The following is a 16,507-nucleotide window of genomic DNA, read 5'->3' as shown; positions in this document are numbered from 1 at the left end:
ATCGCAGTGCAACATTTTCCAAGCGTCGCAGTAAGGTTAACCGCCCCACACCTGTCGCAGACGGGCGGACCGACCGCAGAATCTTGTGTATCCGCCATAGCGGGTGGGGTTTCTGACGGCGAAATCCTGATGATAGGCCTCGGCGGGCCAGAATCTGGCGGAGTCCCGAACGGGCGTGACAAATCTGTGCTGCCCAAGAGCCTGCACCGCCGCCTGACGGGACGCCTCAGCTGCCGGACGCTGGGCCGCAGAGGCGAAGACGGCCGTGGCGTAGGACGGACCCTTGTCACAGAACTGGCCGTCAGGATCGGTCGGGTCGATCGTGCGCCAGAACCGGTCGACGAGCTGGCGGTAGCTGATGCGAGCCGGGTCGAATGTGACCTGTACCGCCTCGACATGGCCGGTGCCGCCGCGCACCACCTGTTCGTAGCTGGGGTTGGCGACGCGACCGCCGGCGAACCCGGACACCGCCGACACAACGCCCGGCATATGTTCGAAATTGGCTTCGGTGGACCAGAAGCAGCCGCCGGCGAAGACCGCGACCTCGCGGCGACCGCTGTCTGCGGCCTGGGGAGGGGCGCCAGCCTTTGCGGGCGTCTCAGCCTGGGAACAGGCGGCGACCAGCACCAGAGTGGCGGTGAGGCGGACGAGGGTGCGGATCGACATGACGGCTCCGACAGTCTGTGGCGGACAGGCCCGCTCTTCACATACGACCGACAGAGCCCAGCGGTTTCAAAGATCCCCGCGTCGCCCCTCGAACACCTCGGCCAGGGCTTGGGCCGTGGGCTGTTGCGCCTGGGGCCCGTGGAAATTGCCATTGATCTGGCTGCGCGCGATCACATGGGCGCGGAAGCGGGTGAACAGGGCCTCGTCCGGCGCCTGGGGAGCGTTCCAGAAGTCGCCCAGGTCCTGCTGATCGGTCAGGCCTTCGAAGTTGAAGAAGGCTTCTCCCAGAACCTTGACCGGGGTGTGGAAACCCAGGGCCGACAGGGCGGCGCTCGAGTTGTTGACCACCATGCCCCGCGACGCCCGGCACAGGTGGGCCAGATTGCCGCCGTCGATGAAGTCGACCCGGTCGGCCAGCCCATGTTCGTCGGCCAGTATGCGCGTCACCTTGCCCAGGTCCAGCAGGCCGGGATCCAGGGGGTGGTTCTTGACCACCAGCCGCGCGTCCTTGGGGGCATGGGCGGTGAAACTGGACATCAGCTCGTTGAGGAAGGCGGTGTTGTCGGCCAGCCGCGAATATCGCAGCAACTGCGCGTCGCCTTCGCGTTGCAGGCAGACTACGAAAAAGGGGCCGCGGGCGGCGATGGTCGCGGTCTCGCAGCGCGACTTGGGTTGGAAGGCCAGGCCGATATAGCGACGGATATGGCCTGCGCACTGCAGCCACGGCGGCTGGGTGAAGGGCGCGACATAGTTCGGATACAGCAGCCGGCCCGGCAACTGGATCAGGTGATACCAGCTGATGTTGATGACGTGGTGCGGAAGGATGCGTCCCACGGGTCGTGTCATCGGCGTCTTGGGGCTGGGCCCGGCGTAGGCGGACGGCGCCCGCGGCAGGGCGCTTGAGGCGTTTACCCCGTTCCGCTCCAGGGTGACCCAGTCGGGGCGGAAATAGCCGTTCTCCAGAACCCAGACGCGGGCCTCCAGTCTTGCGGTGTTGCGAAGCACGGCCTGATTGAAGCCGCCGCCTTCGCCGAAGACCAGGATATCGGAATAGTCACCCGCCATTCGCAGCAGTCGCTGCTCCCAGGTGTTGGGCGGCTGCTTGAAGCGGATTGCGCCGGGGCCGCGCCAGTAGAACTCGTCGCCCGCGTTGAACAGCATCCGGTCGACCTGTGCGCCCGGACGCCGCAACTCCTGCGCAAGGATGCGCCCGAAGGGACCGAAGGGCGCGGTTACGACCAGGAAGCGACGACCGGCCAGACGCTCAGTCTCAGGTTGTCCGGCGCCATAAGCGGCGGCTTCGGGATTATGGGGATCGCAGGTGGCGAGCAAGGCTGGGGATTCTCTCGTGGCCGCACGCCGGCCCGTCTTCCTAGGACGCTCAATCACCCGATGGCAAGTTGAGTTGTGAGCCGGGCGACTGGATTTCGGCCGTTGGGTCAAGACTCCGACCTTGGTCTTATGGCCAGCGGTCGGCTGCCATTTTCGACGCCCCTGCGGTTGGGCGCCAGGGATCTGGCGATCGGCGTGGCCGTGGCATTGGCGACTGTGGCACGTCCGACTGTGGCGCCTGCGGCCCCAAACGCGAAACCGCCGGTTCGGCTTTCGCTGAACCGGCGGTTCCTAGTCATTATCGTCTTGGCTTCGAAGAGCCTGTCGGGGTCCGGCCTGAGCCGGACCCCTTCAGTCTTAGAAGTTGATGCCGATGGTGGCGCGACGGTTCAGAGGCTCACGCACGCCGTCGGCGGTGGCGCGGGCCAGCTGGGTTTCGCCCTTGCCGTCCAGCGAGATCACGCCGCCGGCGACGCCTTGAGCGACCAGGGCGTCAGCCGTGGTGCGGGCGCGGCGGTTCGACAGACCGACGTTGTAGGCGGCCGAGCCGGAGGTGTCGGCGTGACCGACGACCAGCACGCGGGTCGGTTGGCCCGACTTGGCGTAGTTGGCGGCCTGGGTGATGACCGAACGGGCTTCGGCAGTCAGGTCCGAGCGATCCCAGTCGAAGTACACCACGAACTCACGCGCGGTCGGAGCCGGAGGCGGCGGCGGCGGCGGGGGAGGAGGCGGCGGGGGAGGCGGCGGAGGCGGGGGCGGCGGAGGCGGCGGTGCGACTTCGTCAGCGCCGAAGGCGTAACGCAGACCCACGGTCACCGTGTGGCTCTCATCGTAGTCGCCCGACAGCGAACCGAGGTTCGGAGCGACGAAGTCGGCTTCCATTTCGCCGGTCAGGTAGCGGTAGGTCACGTCGATGTTGGCGCGATCCGAGACGGCGAACGCAACGCCGGCCAGAGCCTGAGCAGCGAACTTGGTCGAGGTGTCGTCGATCGAGGCCAGGCTCGAACGGTCGTCACGGAACGAACCGATGACGTCGGTCGTGACGTGGTTCACACCGACGCCGGCGCCGACGAACGGACGCAGACCCCAGTATTCGAAGCCGAAGTCATAAATGACATTGGCCATGACGGTGAAGGAGTCGATGTCGCCTTCGGGCGAGAAGCAAGGACCGGTCGTCGGGTCGAAGTTACAGATGCCCGAGGTCAGAACGCCGGGGTTCGGCGAACGAACGGTGCCGACGTCGCCCGAGCGGTAGCCGCCTTCGAGTTCAACGCGCCAGTTGGGGTTGAAGCGGTAGCCGACGCGAGCGAAAGCGGCCCAGCCGTTGTTCGTGTCGAACTTCAGGTGGTTGCCGTTGTCCGAACGCTCGAGGTTAATGTCGTTGTCGGCGATGTGGTAGCCGGCATCAACGGCGCCGTACCAGCCATCGGGCTCGGCCGACGCGGCGCCAGCCGACAGGGCCAGAGCCGCCGCCGCGCTAGAGGCCAGGAAAATAGTCTTAACACGCATGGGTGTGAGCCCTCCGCCATGAATAGGATATGCGGCGGTCTCACCGCCAAAGCGCGTCATAACAGCGTTGCCGAATGAGGTCGAGGTCATAACTCTGCCGCAACCGGCGTATTTCTCGAAGCGTGGCGTTGAAGCTACACGGAAAAATCTGCCTGCCGCCCTTTTTCAGGCGGATCCTGTCGAGCCGCCGTGTGCGCACTCAGCCGAACCGCAAGGTTCATGGCTGTCCCGCCCGGCAACCTGGAGGCGAATCATGCCCCCTTCTGGTGAGGCCTATCCCCAAACTTTCCAGTCGACGCCAAAGCGGCGTCGGTTCCTTTCGGCTGGGCCTGGGATAGGGTCAACTGCAGAAAGGCCACCATGATGTGGTAGAGTGAACTGGCGGGCGCCGGCTCATCCACAAAGCCCTTGTCGGCAGATGCGCCGTCATACTGGTCGCGCCACAGACCCTCGGGCGTCAGGTAACGGAACAGACTGCCCAAAGCCTGACGCGCCTCGCGAAGTCGGGTTTCGCGCGCTTCGGATCCGGCCTCGTCATCTTCGGCCAGGATGAGCGCGGCCTTCAGCCATTCGGTCTGGGGCCACAGTCGCGATCCGGGCCGGCGCACCGAGCCGTCTTCCTCAAGCGCGTCCATGACCAGCCCAGAAGTCGCTGAAACTCCGGTCAGGCCAACGTCATAGAGCCGCCGCGCCGCATCGAGCGCTGCGGGCGATCTGCGGGCGCGGCCGTACAGGGTCAGCAGCCAGACCCACTCGAACTGGTGCCCCGGCTCGACCAACCGACCGTCCGTGCCCGGAGCGGGCGACCAGTCGGCGGTGAAAAACTCGCGCAGGAACCCGCCCTCGGCGTCGATGAAATGGGTCAGGGCGAGGTCGACGATCTGGTCGGACAGCCGTGCCCAGCCCGCGTCGCCCCCTGCGGATTCCCACGCCAGGCAGGCTTCCAGCAGATGCATATGAGCGTTCGCCTGGTAGGGCTGGTCACCGGATTCCGGCACGCCGCCGTGGGGCGAGGGGCGGGCCAGCAGGCCCTCTCGGATCGCCACGGCCCATGCCTCGTGCGAGGGGTCGGTCAGTCCGGCTCGCTTGGCAGTCGCCAGGGCCAGAAGGGCGAAGGCCTGGTCATAGACCATGACCGTCTCGTCCAGCGGCGCGCCGTCTTCGGAGACCAGAGTGCGGCACAGGCCATCGGGCCGAGCGAAATCCCTTCTCAGGACATCCAGCCCGCGACTGGCGGCCTCTCGCCAGGGGCCTTGCCAGCCCAGCAACCCGGCCTGGGCATAGACATAGGCCTGACGCGTCTGGACGCGGCCCCGGCGGGGGCGGATCACGGGTTGACCGTCCAGGGTCAGGGCCTCGCGAAAGACGCCGGCTTGCGTCTGTCCCGCCGCCGCCCAGGTCGGCAGCGCGTGCAGCGCCAGCCAATCGGCGAACTGGCCGGTCAGATCGGTCAGGGAGAAGGCTTGAGTGCTCGGCATGGCGACAGTGTCTAGCCGATATCGCGCGGCAATATCACGTCTGGCGACCCGGTCATGCCCGTCACATCGTGTGAACGGACGTGATCACCCGCCGCCGGTTCGCCCCACGGCCTTGCCGGTGCCCTCGCAGACCGGACAAGTCTCGCCGGATGTCAGGCTGCCGCTGCCCTGGCACTCGGGGCACAGGGTCGGATCCAGCGGCGGAGTCTGGCTGGGATCCTGAGGCGTCAGGCCCCTGTCGTCGATCTCATGTTCGTTCATTCCCTCCCAACGGTTCAGCGGCAAGGGGGGTTTCATCGTGACAGGGACGGCCATCGCCGCTATCAGCCCGCGCGTGATGGACGTGACCGAAAAACATACCGACGAACTGGCGCGCGAGCAGGACGAGGCGCGCGGCTGGGCCACGGCCAAGACCCTGGCCGAGGCCCTGCCCTATATCCAGATCTATGACCGCGAGACCGTGGTCATCAAATACGGCGGCCACGCCATGGGCGAAACCGCCGTCGCCCGCCAGTTCGCCGCCGACGTGGTGCTGCTGAAACTGATGGGCGTGAACCCGGTCGTGGTGCACGGCGGCGGACCCCAGATCAGCGCCATGCTGACCAAGGCGGGCGTGAAGTCCGAGTTCATCGACGGCCTGCGCGTCACCGACAAGGACACCATGGCCGTCGCCGAGATGGTCCTGTCCGGCGCCGTGAACAAGGAAATCGCCCACTGGATCACCGTCGCGGGCCGAGAGGCGGACGTGCGCGGCATCGGCCTGTCGGGCAAGGACGCCGGCCTGCTGACCGTCGAAAAGACCACCCGGACCCGCAAGGACCCGGATTCGATGATCGAGCACGAGGTCGATCTGGGCTTCGTCGGCGAACCGACCAAGGTCGATCCCAAACTGATCGCAGGTTTGATCGCGTCCGAGACCGACGACTGGGTGCCCGTCATCGCCCCCATCGGCGTCGCCGCCGATGGCCAGACCTATAACGTCAACGCCGACACGGTCGCCGGGGCCATCGCCGGCTCCCTGTCGGCCAAGCGGATGCTGCTGCTGACCGACGTGGCGGGCGTGCTGGACGGCGAGGGCAATATCATCCGCCAGATGACGGTCGCCGAGGCGCGCGGCCTGATCGCCGACGGCGTGGCCACCGGCGGCATGATCCCCAAGCTGGAAACCGCCATCGCCTCGGTCGAGGCGGGCGTCGAGGCCGTGGTCATCCTGGACGGTCGTCGCCCCCACGCCATGCTGGTCGAGCTGTTCACCGAGCACGGCGCGGGAACCCTGGTGAAGGCGAAGTGATGCAGGACAGGCTGGACCTGTCGCACATCGACGCCTGGGTCTTCGATCTGGACGACACCCTCTATCCGCCCGAGCAGGGGGTGATGGCCCTGGTCCAGGCGCGCATCAACGCCTTCATGGTGGATGCGGTCGGCCTGCCCGCCGATCAGGCGTTGGTTTTGCAGAAGTCGTTCCTGAACGAGCACGGCACCACCCTGGCCGGGCTGATGGCCAACTATTCGGTCGATCCCGACAAGTTCCTGCGCGAGGTCCACGACGTGCCGCTGGACTCGCTGGAGCCCAGCCCGCGCATGGTCGAGGTCGTCGCCGGCCTGCCGGGGCGCAAATACGTCCTGACCAATGGCGCCCGCTATCACGCCCAGCGGGTTCTGGCGCGGATCGGCCTGAACGACATGGACGGCGTCTTCTGCATCGAGGACATGGACCTGACGCCCAAGCCGGCGCCCTCGACCTATCGCCGCTTTCTGGATCGGTTCGACATCGACCCGTCGCGCGCCATCTTCTTTGAGGACACGCCGCGCAACCTGAAGCCCGCCAAGGCCCTGGGCATGACCACCGTCCTGATCGGGGATGGTCGCGGCCTGGAGGTCGGCGACTGGATCGACGCCCGCGCCGACACCCTGCTGGATTTCCTGACACCCTATTCGATGAAGGCCGCCGCATGACCGCTCTGGATCGCACCCAACTGGAATCCGTGATCGAGGCGGCCTGGGAAGACCGCGCCAACGTCTCGACCGCGACCAAGGGCGACACCCGCAAGGCCGTCGAGCAGGCCCTGGCCCTGCTGGATTCTGGTCAGGCCCGCGTCGCCTCGCGTGGCGAGGACGGCGTCTGGACCACGCATCAGTGGCTCAAGAAGGCGGTGCTGCTGTCCTTCCGCCTGAACCCCAACGTCCGCATGGGCGCGCCCATTGGCGCGAGCATGGGTGTCAGCGATGCGACCCCCGGTCCCTACTGGGACAAGGTTCCGACCAAGTGGGCCCACTGGACCGATTCCGATTTCGAGAAGGCCGGCTTCCGCGCCGTGCCCGGCGCCGTGGCGCGTCAGGGCGCCTACATCGCCAGGAATGTCGTCCTGATGCCGTCCTTCGTGAACATCGGCGCCTTTGTCGATGAGGGCTCGATGGTGGACGCCTGGGCCACGGTCGGGTCCTGCGCCCAGATCGGCAAGAACGTCCACTTGTCGGGCGGCGCGGGCATCGGCGGCGTGCTGGAGCCGCTTCAGGCCAATCCGACCATCATCGAGGACGGCTGTTTCATCGGCGCCCGCGCCGAGGTCGCCGAGGGCGTGATCGTACGCGAGGGCGCGGTCCTGGCCATGGGCGTCTATCTGTCGGGCTCGACCAAGATCGTCGACCGGGCCACCGGCGAGGTCTTCCGCGGCGAGGTCCCGGCCTATTCGGTCGTGGTGCCCGGCGCCATGCCCGATCCGAACGGCGGCCCGTCGCTCTATTGCGCCGTCATCGTCAAGCGGGTGGACGCCCAAACCCGCGCCAAGACCGGCGTCAACGAACTGCTGCGCGACTAGGGGTCGGATCGGGGGGCGCAGACCCGCCCCCTGTTTCGCAGTCATCTGGCGACTTTCGTCCCCGATGGGCTGGTGCTACGCCTGCGCAACAGTTCCAGAAGGACACCAACCCATGCGTCACCGCGTCAAACTTTCGGGGGCGTGCGCTGCGCTCGCCCTGCTCGCTGCCGGACCTCTGCAAGCCCAGACCGCCGCCCAGATCAGCCCGATCACCGCGCCCGAGCCGGCGCCCGCCGCGCCCGCTGTCGCCGACGCCTTCACCTATCAGGACATGATCTCGGCCAACCGGCTGGGCGATCCCCAGGTGTCGCCGGACGGCAAGTGGGTGGTCTATTCGGTCACGACCACCGACGTCGATCAGAACAAGCGCACCGGGAGTCTTTGGATCAAGGACCTGTCGGCGGATGTCGAGGCGCGTCGTCTGGCGATTTCGGATGATGGCGCCAACACCGCCCGCTGGGGCTCGGACGGCAAGCTGTATTTCCTGTCGGGCCGTTCGGGTTCGAGCCAGGTCTGGCGCACCGACGCCGACGGCCGCACGGCGACCCAGGTCACGCGGCTGGCGCTGGACGTGAACGCCTATCGCCTGAGCCCCGACGCTTCGAAGGTCGCGGTGTCGCTGTCCGTCTATCCCGACTGCGCCAGCCTCGACTGCACCGTCGACCGCATGAGGACTGAGGCCGAGCGTAAATCATCAGGCCAGGTCTATGACCGGATGTTCGTGCGCCACTGGGACACCTGGCAGGACGGCACGCAGAACCATCTGTTCGTCGTGCCGACGGCGGGCGGCGACCCCGTTTGGGTCACGCATGGCTTTGACGGCGACACCCCCTCCAAGCCCTTCGGCGACGAGAGCGAGTTCGTCTTCACGCCCGAGGGCGACGCCATCGTCTTCTCGGCCCGGCTGGCGGGCCAGACCGAGCCCTGGAGCACCAATTTCGACCTGTGGAAGACCAATGGCCTGTCGGGTGACGGCACGTTCGAGAACCTGACCGACGCCAACGACGCCTGGGACACCGGCCCGGTCTTCTCGCCGGACGGCAAGACCCTGGCCTATCGCGCCATGTCGCGGCCGGGCTTCGAGGCCGACCGCTACGACATCTTCCTGAGGGATGTGGCGACCGGCCAGACGCGCCAGATCGCCGCCAACTGGGATCGCTCCGCCGACACCCTGCAATGGTCGGCCAACGGCCAGACCCTCTACACCACGGCCGGCGACGTGGGTCAGACGCGGCTGTTCTCGATCAATGTCGCCAATGGTTCGGTCGTGCCCCTGACGGGCAATGGCCACGTCTCGGCCTTCGGCCAGACGCCTTCGGGCTTCGTCTACGCCCAGGACAGCCTGAGCCGTCCCAGCGAGCTCTATGTGAAGACCTTCATGGGTCGCGAGATGCCGCGCCGCATCACCGACGTGAACCCGCAGCTGGACGCCAAGGTGTTCGGCGAGGCCGAGCAGTTCAGCTTCGCCGGCTGGAACGGCGAAGAGGTCCACGGCTATGTCATCAAGCCCGCCGGCTATGTCGAAGGCCGCAAATATCCGGTCGCCTTCCTGATCCACGGCGGCCCGCAAGGCTCGTTCGGCGACAGCTGGTCATATCGCTGGAACCCCTCGACCTATGCCGGCGCCGGCTATGCGGTGGTGATGATCGATTTCCACGGCTCGACCGGCTACGGCCAGGAATTCACCGACGCCATCAGCCAGCATTGGGGCGACCGCCCGCTGGAGGATCTGCAAAAGGGCTGGGCGGCGGCGCAGGGGAAATACCCCTTCCTTGATCGCAACAACGCCTGCGCCCTGGGCGCCTCCTACGGCGGCTATATGATCAACTGGATCGCCGGCAAGTGGCCCGACGCGTTCAAATGCCTGGTCAACCACGACGGCGTCTTCGACACCTTCGGCATGGGCTATTCGACCGAGGAGCTGTGGTTCACCGAGTGGGAGAACGGCGGCACGCCCTGGGAAAATCCGCGCGGCTATCAGGAGTTCAACCCGGCCAACCACGTCGGCGACTGGAAGACCCCGATGATGGTGATCCAGGGCGACCAGGACTTCCGCATCCCGACCGCCCAGGGCCTGTCGACCTTCACCGCGCTTCAGCGTCGCGGCATCGACAGCCGCTTGGTGGTCTTCCCCGAGGAGAACCACTGGGTCCTGCGGCCGGCCAACAGCCTGCAATGGCATAACGAGGTGTTCGGCTGGCTGGATCGGCACCTTACACCGGCGCGTTGATCTAGGCTGAAATCCTGCAAGGGGCGTCGCTGCGAGGCGGCGCCCCTTTTTGCTGTCGGGGCCGCCGGTCTGTTCGGTGAATGGCGCCATCCGGGCCTTCGTGCGTTGTCTGGGTTCATGTCCGAGCGCGAACCCCTGCACAACCGTCTGTTTTCCCGTCTGAACTGGACGCGGATGCACGAACGCGTCGTGGCGCCGGCCGGGGTTCGAGCGGGTCAGTGGCGCGACTGGGTCAAGGCCAACGACCCGGTCTATCAGTCTTTTCGCCACCCGGGCCGGACCGAGAAGATCGCCGCCTCGGTGGTTCTGCTGCTGATCGCGGCCATCGTCATCTTTCTTCTGCTGTTCGACTGGAACTGGCTGAGAGGCCCCATCGGCCGCTGGGCCTCGGCCAAATACGACCGCGAGATCGCGTTGCAGGGCGACTTGGACGTCAACCTGTTCAGCTGGACCCCCTCGGTCATCGTCCGGGACCTGAAGTTCGGCGGGCCCCAGTGGGCCAAGGATACAGATACCGCCGACATCGCCCGCATCGAGGCCTCGGTGCGGTTGAGGAAGCTTCTGGGCGGCCAGATCGAGATGCCGCTGCTGTCCTTCACGCAGCCGGTCGTCACCCTGATCTCGACCGAGGACGGCAAGCAGAGCTGGGACCTGACCCCCGACAAGCCCGACGACGGCAAGGGCATGAAACTGCCCGTGATTCAGCAACTCATCATCCAGAACGGGCGTATCTCGCTGGATATGCAGCAGCGCGACCTGACGCTGGACGCCTCGGTCAATGCGCGAGAGGCGGCCAATGACGGCGACGCGGGCTTCCTGCTGGAGGGCGACGGCAGCATCAACGGCTCGCCCCTGACGCTGCGGATCCAGGGCGGACCCTTCGTCAATATCCGCCGCGACAGACCCTATCCGTTCGAGGCTGTGCTGGCCGGGGCGGGGTCGCGGCTGACGGCCGACGGATCGGTGACGCGACCGTTTGATCTGGGCCAGTTGCAGGCGACGTTGAGCCTTCAGGGGCAAAACCTGAACGACCTCTATCTGCTGACCGGCATCACCCTGCCCAATACGCCGCCGTACCGCCTGTCCGGCGCCCTGACGCGGGACGACGCCATCTGGACCTTCAATGATTTCACAGGCCGGGTCGGGGCGTCCGACCTGTCCGGCGACGTGCGGGTCAACGCCGCCGAGCGTTTGAGGGTGGACGCGGAACTGGCGTCCCAACGGCTGGACATCAACGACCTGACCGCCATCCTGGGCGCCAAGACCCAGACCAATGCCGCGGGCACCGAGACAACGACGGTGAGCTCGGGCCGGGCCGGCAAGCTGCTGCCCGACGCCACGCTGCAGGTCGAGCGGCTGCGGACCATGGACGGGAGCCTGACCTATCGCGCCGCCTCGGTGAAGGCCAACGACATGGACATCCGCGCCGTGCGGCTGGGCGCCAAGCTGGAGGCCGGGGTGCTGGACCTCGATCCGGTCGCCTTCACCTTCAATCGCGGCACGCTGAACGGCACGGCCAAGATCAACGCCACCCGGGACACGCCCTACAGCGCCGTGGATTTCCGCCTGGCCGGCTATCCGCTGGAGTCCATCGTGCCGGCCGCCAACGGCTCGACGCCGATCACGGGCCGCGCCCTGGGCCGCGCCCGGCTGGAAGGACCGGGCGCCTCGATCGCCTCGTTCGCCGGCTCGTCCAAAGGGTCGATCAGCCTGATCGTGCCCAATGGCGAGATGCGGGCGGCCTTCGCCGAACTGCTGGGCATCAACGCCTCGGCGGGGCTGCTCAAGCTGCTCAGCGGCGACCAGTCCAAGACCGACATCCGCTGCGCCGTCGCCGACTTCAACGTCTCGAACGGCATCGCCACGGCCCAGACCTTCGTCATCGACACAGATGTCGTCCTGGCCAAGGGCTCGGGCGCGATCAGCCTGAAGGACGAGACCCTGGACCTGAAGATCGACGGCGAATCCAAAAAGCCGCGCCTGCTGCGCCTGTGGACGCCCATCCATGTGCGCGGGCCGCTGACCGCGCCGCGCATCGGCGTCGAGACCGGCCAGCTGATCGCCCAGGGCGGGCTGGCGGCGGTGGTCGGGGCGGTGGCGGCGCCGCTTGCAGCCCTGTTCGCCTTCGTCGAGCCGGGCCTGGCCGAGGACGCCAACTGCGGCGCCCTGATCGCCAATGCACGCTGAAACCTGTCGGAGCGCTTGAGCCGAAAAGCGACTTCGTGCGTATCTGGTTCGACGCTTTCCTGATCCGCGAGACCTGATGACCCGTAGAGGCCTGCTTGCCCCCGCCCTCGGCGCACTCGCCGCCGCCTGTTCGCCCCTGGCCGTCCTGAACACCCTGGGGCCGCGCGATCGGGGCGTCAGCCGTCTGGCGCGGGACCTGTCCTATGGCGATGACCCGCGCCAGAAGTTCGACCTCTATGGCCCGGCGTGGCGCGAAGGCGAGCCCCTGTCGCCGGTGGTGGTCTTCTTCTATGGCGGCGGGTGGGATTCGGGGTCGCGCAACCTCTATGGCTGGGCGGCGCAAGCGCTCGCGGCCAAGGGGTTTCTGGTGGCCCTGCCCGACTACCGGATCGTGCCCGAGGTGGTCTTCCCGGCCTTTGTCGAGGACGCGGCGGCGGCGACCGCGGCCGTGGCCCATGTCGTCGGACGCTATGGCGGCGACCCGGCGCGGCTGGGCGTCGCGGGCCATTCGGCGGGCGCGCACCTGGCCATGATGATCACGCTCGACCGCCGCTATATGGCCGGCGTCGGCCAGCCAAGTCTGATCAAGGCTGCTGCGGGATTGGCCGGGCCTTATGAGTTCCTCCCCTTCGATGTGCCCGCCTCGATCAACGCCTTTGGCCGCGCGCCCGACCCGACCCTGACCCAGCCCGTCACCTTCGTGCGCGCCGACGCCCCGCCGCTGTGGCTGGGCCACGGCACGGCCGACACCGTGGTCCACGACGACGACACCATCATCCTGAACGACCGGATGCGCGCGGTCGGCGGCCGCAGCGAGGCCAAGCTTTATCCGGGGCTCAGCCACGCCGACATGATCGCGACCTTCTCGCCCCTGTTCAGGAAGAAGGCGCCTGTGCTGGATGACCTGGCGGCCTTCTTCCACCGCGAACTGGGCTGACACCGCGCGGCGCATCAGCGCCCCACAACATGCCTGTCTCGCTAAGGTCACGATCATCCGCTAGAGGAAGTCATGACAGAACATATGACAGCACAGGCGGCGCTGGACCGCCTCGAAACCCTCTACTCACAATCCGTCGCCACCCTGCGCGACGCCGTAAAGACCTACATCGCCACCGGCGAACGTCCCGACGCGGACGCACGGGCCAAGGGCCTGTTTTCCTATCCCGCCTTGAAGGTCAGCTGGTTTGGGGACCGTCCGCCCAATCTGGAAGCCCGCGCCTATGCCCGGATGTCGCGTCAGGGCGTCTATGCGACGACCGTCACCCGGCCTGACCTGTTTCGCCCCTACCTGAGCGAACAGCTTCGTCTGCTGGAACAGGACTATGGCGCGACCTTCGAGGTCGAACCCTCCGATCAGGAAATCCCCTTCCCCTATGTGCTGGATGGGTCGGACGTGGTGCTGGACGCCACCATGACCGCCGCCATCGCCCGCTGGTTCCCGACCACGGACCTGGCCCATATCGGCGACGAGATTTCGGACGGCCTGTTCGATCCGGGCGAGGATTTTCCGCTGTCGCAGTTCGACGGCCTGCGCACCGACTTCTCGCTGGCGCGGCTGAAGCACTACACGGGCACGCCGGTCGAGGACGTCCAGTCCTATATCCTGTTCACCAACTACAACCGCTACGTCGACGATTTCGTGCGCTGGGCCTGCGAGCAACTGCGCGATCCGAACAGCCCCTATGAGACCCTGTCGTGCGCCGGCGGCGTCGTCATCACGCGCGACACGCCCGACCCCGAGGCGGCGGTCATGGATGCGGCCTGGAAGAAGCACCAGATGCCCGCCTATCACCTGACGGCGCCCGGCTCGAACGGGGTGACCCTGGTCAACATCGGCGTCGGGCCGTCCAACGCCAAGACCATCTGCGACCACCTGGCCGTCACCCGGCCGCACGTCTGGCTGATGATCGGTCACTGTGGGGGCTTGAGGCCGTCCCAGACCATCGGCGACTATGTCCTGGCCCACGCCTATCTGCGCGACGACCATGTGCTGGATGCGGTGCTGCCGCCGGACATCCCCATCCCCTCGATCGCCGAGGTCCAGCGCGCCCTCTATGACGCGGCCAAGCTGGTGTCCGGCGCGCCCGGCGAAGAGGTCAAGCGGCGGCTGAGAACCGGCACCGTGGTCACTACTGACGACCGCAACTGGGAGCTTCGCTTCACCAAGTCGGCCCTGCGCTTCAACCAGAGCCGGGCGGTGGCCATCGACATGGAGAGCGCCACCATAGCCGCGCAAGGCTATCGCTTCCGCGTACCCTACGGCACCCTGCTGTGCGTGTCGGACAAGCCGCTGCACGGCGAGATCAAGCTGCCGGGCCAAGCCAACCGCTTCTACGAGGGTTCGATCTCTGAACATTTGCAGATCGGCATCAAGGCGCTGGACCTCCTGAGGGACGAAGGCGCGCGCCTGCATTCGCGCAAGCTGCGGGCCTTTGACGAGCCTCCGTTCAGATAGGTCGACAAAGCACTTTACAAAGCAAAGTAGATAGGCGATGAAGCTCCCAACAGAGGGAGTTTCCTTATGACCCGCGACCAGATCCAGAACGTCCACGACGACATCGCCTATATGCGCGCCATGGCCCATGAGGGTCGCAATGCACCCCTGCTGAGCGGCCCCGTCATGGTCGTCGCCGGCATCGTCTTCAGCCTGGCCAGCCTGGTTCATTGGACGATCATAACCGGCCTGGTGAATGTCTCGCCTTCGGCTCAGCTGTGGGTCTGGGTGACGGCGGCGGTAATCTTCACCATCGGCCTAGTCGTCGTCCTGCGTCGTCAAGCGCACCGACCCGGCGCGGGATCAGCGGGAAACCGGGCGTCCAACGCCGCCTGGTCGGGCGTTGGCTATGGCATCTTCGCCAGTTGGGTCGCGCTGATGGCCGCCGGGATGACGACGGGGGACTGGGCCTTGATGCGGGTCATGCCGATCATCGTCGTGGTCGCCTATGGATCAGCCTGGTTCGTCGCCGGCGCCATGGCCAGGCTGCGATGGATGAAGGGCGTGGCCCTGCTGTCCTATGCCGGCGCCGCCGTGCTCGGAGCCTTCATCGGCAGCCCGACCATCCTGCTCGTCTATGCGGCCCTGCTGGTGCTGGTCGCCCTGTTGCCGGGGCTGGCGCTGATGCGCCAGGAACCCGCCGAGGTGGTCTGATCATGGCGGATGATTTCGACATCAACCGCATCGACGAGGTGATCCACGGCCGCGTCCGGCTGGGGATCATGGCCTTCCTGTCGGGCGTCGAGGCGGCGCAGTTCAACGAGCTGAAGGCCAAGCTGCAGGTGACGGACGGCAATCTGTCGGTTCATCTGCGCAAGCTGGAGGAGGCGGGCTTCATCGTCGTCACCAAACGCTTCGAGGGCAAGAAGCCCCTGACCGAGGTCAGCATGACGCCGCCGGGCCGGGCCGCCTTCATCGCCTATCTGGACGCCATGGCGCGGCTGGTGGCGAGCTAGATCGAGGGCTCGGATCGGGGGCATGGCCGAAGGCGTGGCGGTCGGGCTAAGAAGCGCCATGACCTCGCGCCTTCACCGTTTCGACAAGCTGGATAATTTCCGCGACTACGGCGACTACGCCACGGCGGCGGCCGGTCGGGTGCGTCCTGGCCGGCTGTTCCGTTCAGCCCACCATGCCGATGCGACCGACGCCGATCTGGAGAGGATCGCAGCCCTGGGCATCGGCGCCGTGGTCGATCTGCGCCGTCCCGACGAGCGGCGTCGCCAGCCGTCCCGCCGACATTCCGCCTTTGACGGCATGGTGGTCGAGAACGACATCGACGGCGGCGAAGCGCCCCACATGACCTTCCTCAAGAGCGGCGACCTGACCAACGAGTCCGGGCGGCGGTTCATGATGGACACCTATCGCGGCCTGCCTTTCGAACCGGCCCACGTCGATCTGTTCAGCCGCTATTTCGCCCTGCTGGCCGAGGGCGACCGGCCGGTGCTGATCCACTGTGCGGCGGGCAAGGACCGGACCGGAACCTTGGCCGCCCTGACCCATCATGTCCTGGGCGTCGGGCGCGACGACATGCTGGAAGACTATCTGCTGACCAATACGGCGGTGGACCTGGCCGGGCGCGCGCCCCACATCGCCGCCTTCCTCAAGAAGGCCACCGGGCGAGAGCCGTCGCACGACGCCGTGGTCGCCTTCCTGGGCGTGGAGGAGGCCTATCTGGCGGCCGCCTTCGACGCCATCCAGGCCCGGCACGGCTCGATCGACGCCTATATGGAGCGGGTTCTGGGCGTTGACGGCGACCGCCGCGATCGGATTCGGGAGCGGCTGTCGGCGTGAC

The 16,507-nt window shown here is 66.9% G+C and carries 15 protein-coding genes; 10 read left to right on the top strand and 5 right to left on the bottom strand.

Features of this window, described 5'->3' with window-relative positions:
* Positions 1-36: 36 nt before the first annotated feature.
* The 5 genes from msrA to ACO05L_RS14675 all read right to left on the bottom strand — a co-directional run bounded on the left by msrA (position 37) and on the right by ACO05L_RS14675 (position 5,246).
* Positions 37-666, bottom strand: a complete 630-nt coding sequence (gene msrA / locus ACO05L_RS14695; protein WP_421729911.1) for a peptide-methionine (S)-S-oxide reductase MsrA — start codon at positions 664-666, stop codon at positions 37-39.
* A gap of 66 nt (positions 667-732) precedes the next feature.
* The gene (locus tag ACO05L_RS14690) at positions 733-1,998 is read right to left on the bottom strand and encodes a capsular biosynthesis protein (protein WP_421729910.1); all 1,266 of its coding nucleotides are present in this window, start codon (positions 1,996-1,998) and stop codon (positions 733-735) included.
* Positions 1,999-2,355: 357 nt separating this feature from the next.
* Positions 2,356-3,507 carry an OmpA family protein gene (locus ACO05L_RS14685; RefSeq protein ID WP_421729909.1) on the bottom strand — a complete coding sequence of 384 codons (1,152 nt, stop codon included), beginning with the start codon at positions 3,505-3,507 and terminating at the stop codon, positions 2,356-2,358.
* Between the two features lie 251 nt (positions 3,508-3,758).
* Complete coding sequence (locus ACO05L_RS14680) at positions 3,759-4,985, bottom strand: AGE family epimerase/isomerase (protein WP_421729908.1); 1,227 nt, start codon at positions 4,983-4,985, stop codon at positions 3,759-3,761.
* Positions 4,986-5,069: 84 nt separating this feature from the next.
* Positions 5,070-5,246, bottom strand: coding sequence for a hypothetical protein (locus tag ACO05L_RS14675; protein WP_421729907.1), 177 nt, complete (start codon positions 5,244-5,246; stop codon positions 5,070-5,072).
* Between the two features lie 76 nt (positions 5,247-5,322).
* Here ACO05L_RS14675 and argB point away from each other — a divergent pair, with 76 nt between their 5' ends.
* From argB to ACO05L_RS14625, 10 genes are all read left to right on the top strand, one after another.
* Positions 5,323-6,276, top strand: a complete 954-nt coding sequence (argB, locus tag ACO05L_RS14670) for an acetylglutamate kinase (protein ID WP_421731702.1) — start codon at positions 5,323-5,325, stop codon at positions 6,274-6,276.
* Positions 6,276-6,941 carry a pyrimidine 5'-nucleotidase gene (locus tag ACO05L_RS14665; protein WP_421729906.1) on the top strand — a complete coding sequence of 222 codons (666 nt, stop codon included), beginning with the start codon at positions 6,276-6,278 and terminating at the stop codon, positions 6,939-6,941. The genes argB and ACO05L_RS14665 overlap by 1 nt, the downstream gene beginning before the upstream one ends.
* The gene (gene dapD / locus ACO05L_RS14660) at positions 6,938-7,804 is read left to right on the top strand and encodes a 2,3,4,5-tetrahydropyridine-2,6-dicarboxylate N-succinyltransferase (protein ID WP_421729905.1); all 867 of its coding nucleotides are present in this window, start codon (positions 6,938-6,940) and stop codon (positions 7,802-7,804) included. Before ACO05L_RS14665 ends, dapD begins: the two co-directional genes overlap by 4 nt.
* 112 nt (positions 7,805-7,916) lie before the next feature.
* Positions 7,917-10,034 carry a prolyl oligopeptidase family serine peptidase gene (locus ACO05L_RS14655; protein ID WP_421729904.1) on the top strand — a complete coding sequence of 706 codons (2,118 nt, stop codon included), beginning with the start codon at positions 7,917-7,919 and terminating at the stop codon, positions 10,032-10,034.
* A gap of 117 nt (positions 10,035-10,151) precedes the next feature.
* Complete coding sequence (locus ACO05L_RS14650; RefSeq protein WP_421729903.1) at positions 10,152-12,221, top strand: AsmA family protein; 2,070 nt, start codon at positions 10,152-10,154, stop codon at positions 12,219-12,221.
* Between the two features lie 76 nt (positions 12,222-12,297).
* A complete protein-coding gene (locus tag ACO05L_RS14645; RefSeq protein ID WP_421729902.1) occupies positions 12,298-13,158 on the top strand; it encodes an alpha/beta hydrolase in 861 nt (286 codons plus the stop codon).
* Positions 13,159-13,230: 72 nt separating this feature from the next.
* Positions 13,231-14,676: an AMP nucleosidase gene (locus tag ACO05L_RS14640; RefSeq protein WP_421729901.1), complete on the top strand. Its 1,446-nt coding sequence runs from the start codon at positions 13,231-13,233 to the stop codon at positions 14,674-14,676.
* Between the two features lie 66 nt (positions 14,677-14,742).
* Positions 14,743-15,369, top strand: coding sequence for a hypothetical protein (locus ACO05L_RS14635; protein WP_421729900.1), 627 nt, complete (start codon positions 14,743-14,745; stop codon positions 15,367-15,369).
* Between the two features lie 2 nt (positions 15,370-15,371).
* Complete coding sequence (locus tag ACO05L_RS14630) at positions 15,372-15,671, top strand: winged helix-turn-helix domain-containing protein (protein ID WP_421729899.1); 300 nt, start codon at positions 15,372-15,374, stop codon at positions 15,669-15,671.
* A gap of 58 nt (positions 15,672-15,729) precedes the next feature.
* On the top strand, positions 15,730-16,506 hold the full coding sequence (locus ACO05L_RS14625; RefSeq protein WP_421729898.1) for a tyrosine-protein phosphatase: 777 nt from the start codon (positions 15,730-15,732) through the stop codon (positions 16,504-16,506).
* The last annotated feature ends 1 nt before the right edge of the window (position 16,507 follow it).

Source organism: Brevundimonas sp. (genome assembly GCF_965227765.1).
GTDB lineage: Bacteria > Pseudomonadota > Alphaproteobacteria > Caulobacterales > Caulobacteraceae > Brevundimonas.
The sequence above is the reverse complement of the archived record's forward strand: the minus strand, read 5'-3'. Positions and strand labels throughout refer to the sequence as shown.

What these genes read in the sequence shown, in the direction of transcription:
- ACO05L_RS14680 (WP_421729908.1), bottom strand. Translation starts at nt 4,985, where the DNA reads ATGCCGAGCACTCAAGCCTTCTCCCTGACCGATCTGACCGGCCAGTTC.
- ACO05L_RS14650 (WP_421729903.1), top strand. Translation starts at nt 10,152, where the DNA reads ATGTCCGAGCGCGAACCCCTGCACAACCGTCTGTTTTCCCGTCTGAAC.
- ACO05L_RS14645 (WP_421729902.1), top strand. Translation starts at nt 12,298, where the DNA reads ATGACCCGTAGAGGCCTGCTTGCCCCCGCCCTCGGCGCACTCGCCGCC.
- ACO05L_RS14665 (WP_421729906.1), top strand. Translation starts at nt 6,276, where the DNA reads ATGCAGGACAGGCTGGACCTGTCGCACATCGACGCCTGGGTCTTCGAT.
- ACO05L_RS14625 (WP_421729898.1), top strand. Translation starts at nt 15,730, where the DNA reads ATGACCTCGCGCCTTCACCGTTTCGACAAGCTGGATAATTTCCGCGAC.
- ACO05L_RS14640 (WP_421729901.1), top strand. Translation starts at nt 13,231, where the DNA reads ATGACAGAACATATGACAGCACAGGCGGCGCTGGACCGCCTCGAAACC.
- msrA (WP_421729911.1), bottom strand. Translation starts at nt 666, where the DNA reads ATGTCGATCCGCACCCTCGTCCGCCTCACCGCCACTCTGGTGCTGGTC.
- ACO05L_RS14655 (WP_421729904.1), top strand. Translation starts at nt 7,917, where the DNA reads ATGCGTCACCGCGTCAAACTTTCGGGGGCGTGCGCTGCGCTCGCCCTG.
- ACO05L_RS14630 (WP_421729899.1), top strand. Translation starts at nt 15,372, where the DNA reads ATGGCGGATGATTTCGACATCAACCGCATCGACGAGGTGATCCACGGC.
- ACO05L_RS14635 (WP_421729900.1), top strand. Translation starts at nt 14,743, where the DNA reads ATGACCCGCGACCAGATCCAGAACGTCCACGACGACATCGCCTATATG.
- ACO05L_RS14685 (WP_421729909.1), bottom strand. Translation starts at nt 3,507, where the DNA reads ATGCGTGTTAAGACTATTTTCCTGGCCTCTAGCGCGGCGGCGGCTCTG.
- argB (WP_421731702.1), top strand. Translation starts at nt 5,323, where the DNA reads ATGGACGTGACCGAAAAACATACCGACGAACTGGCGCGCGAGCAGGAC.
- ACO05L_RS14675 (WP_421729907.1), bottom strand. Translation starts at nt 5,246, where the DNA reads ATGAACGAACATGAGATCGACGACAGGGGCCTGACGCCTCAGGATCCC.
- dapD (WP_421729905.1), top strand. Translation starts at nt 6,938, where the DNA reads ATGACCGCTCTGGATCGCACCCAACTGGAATCCGTGATCGAGGCGGCC.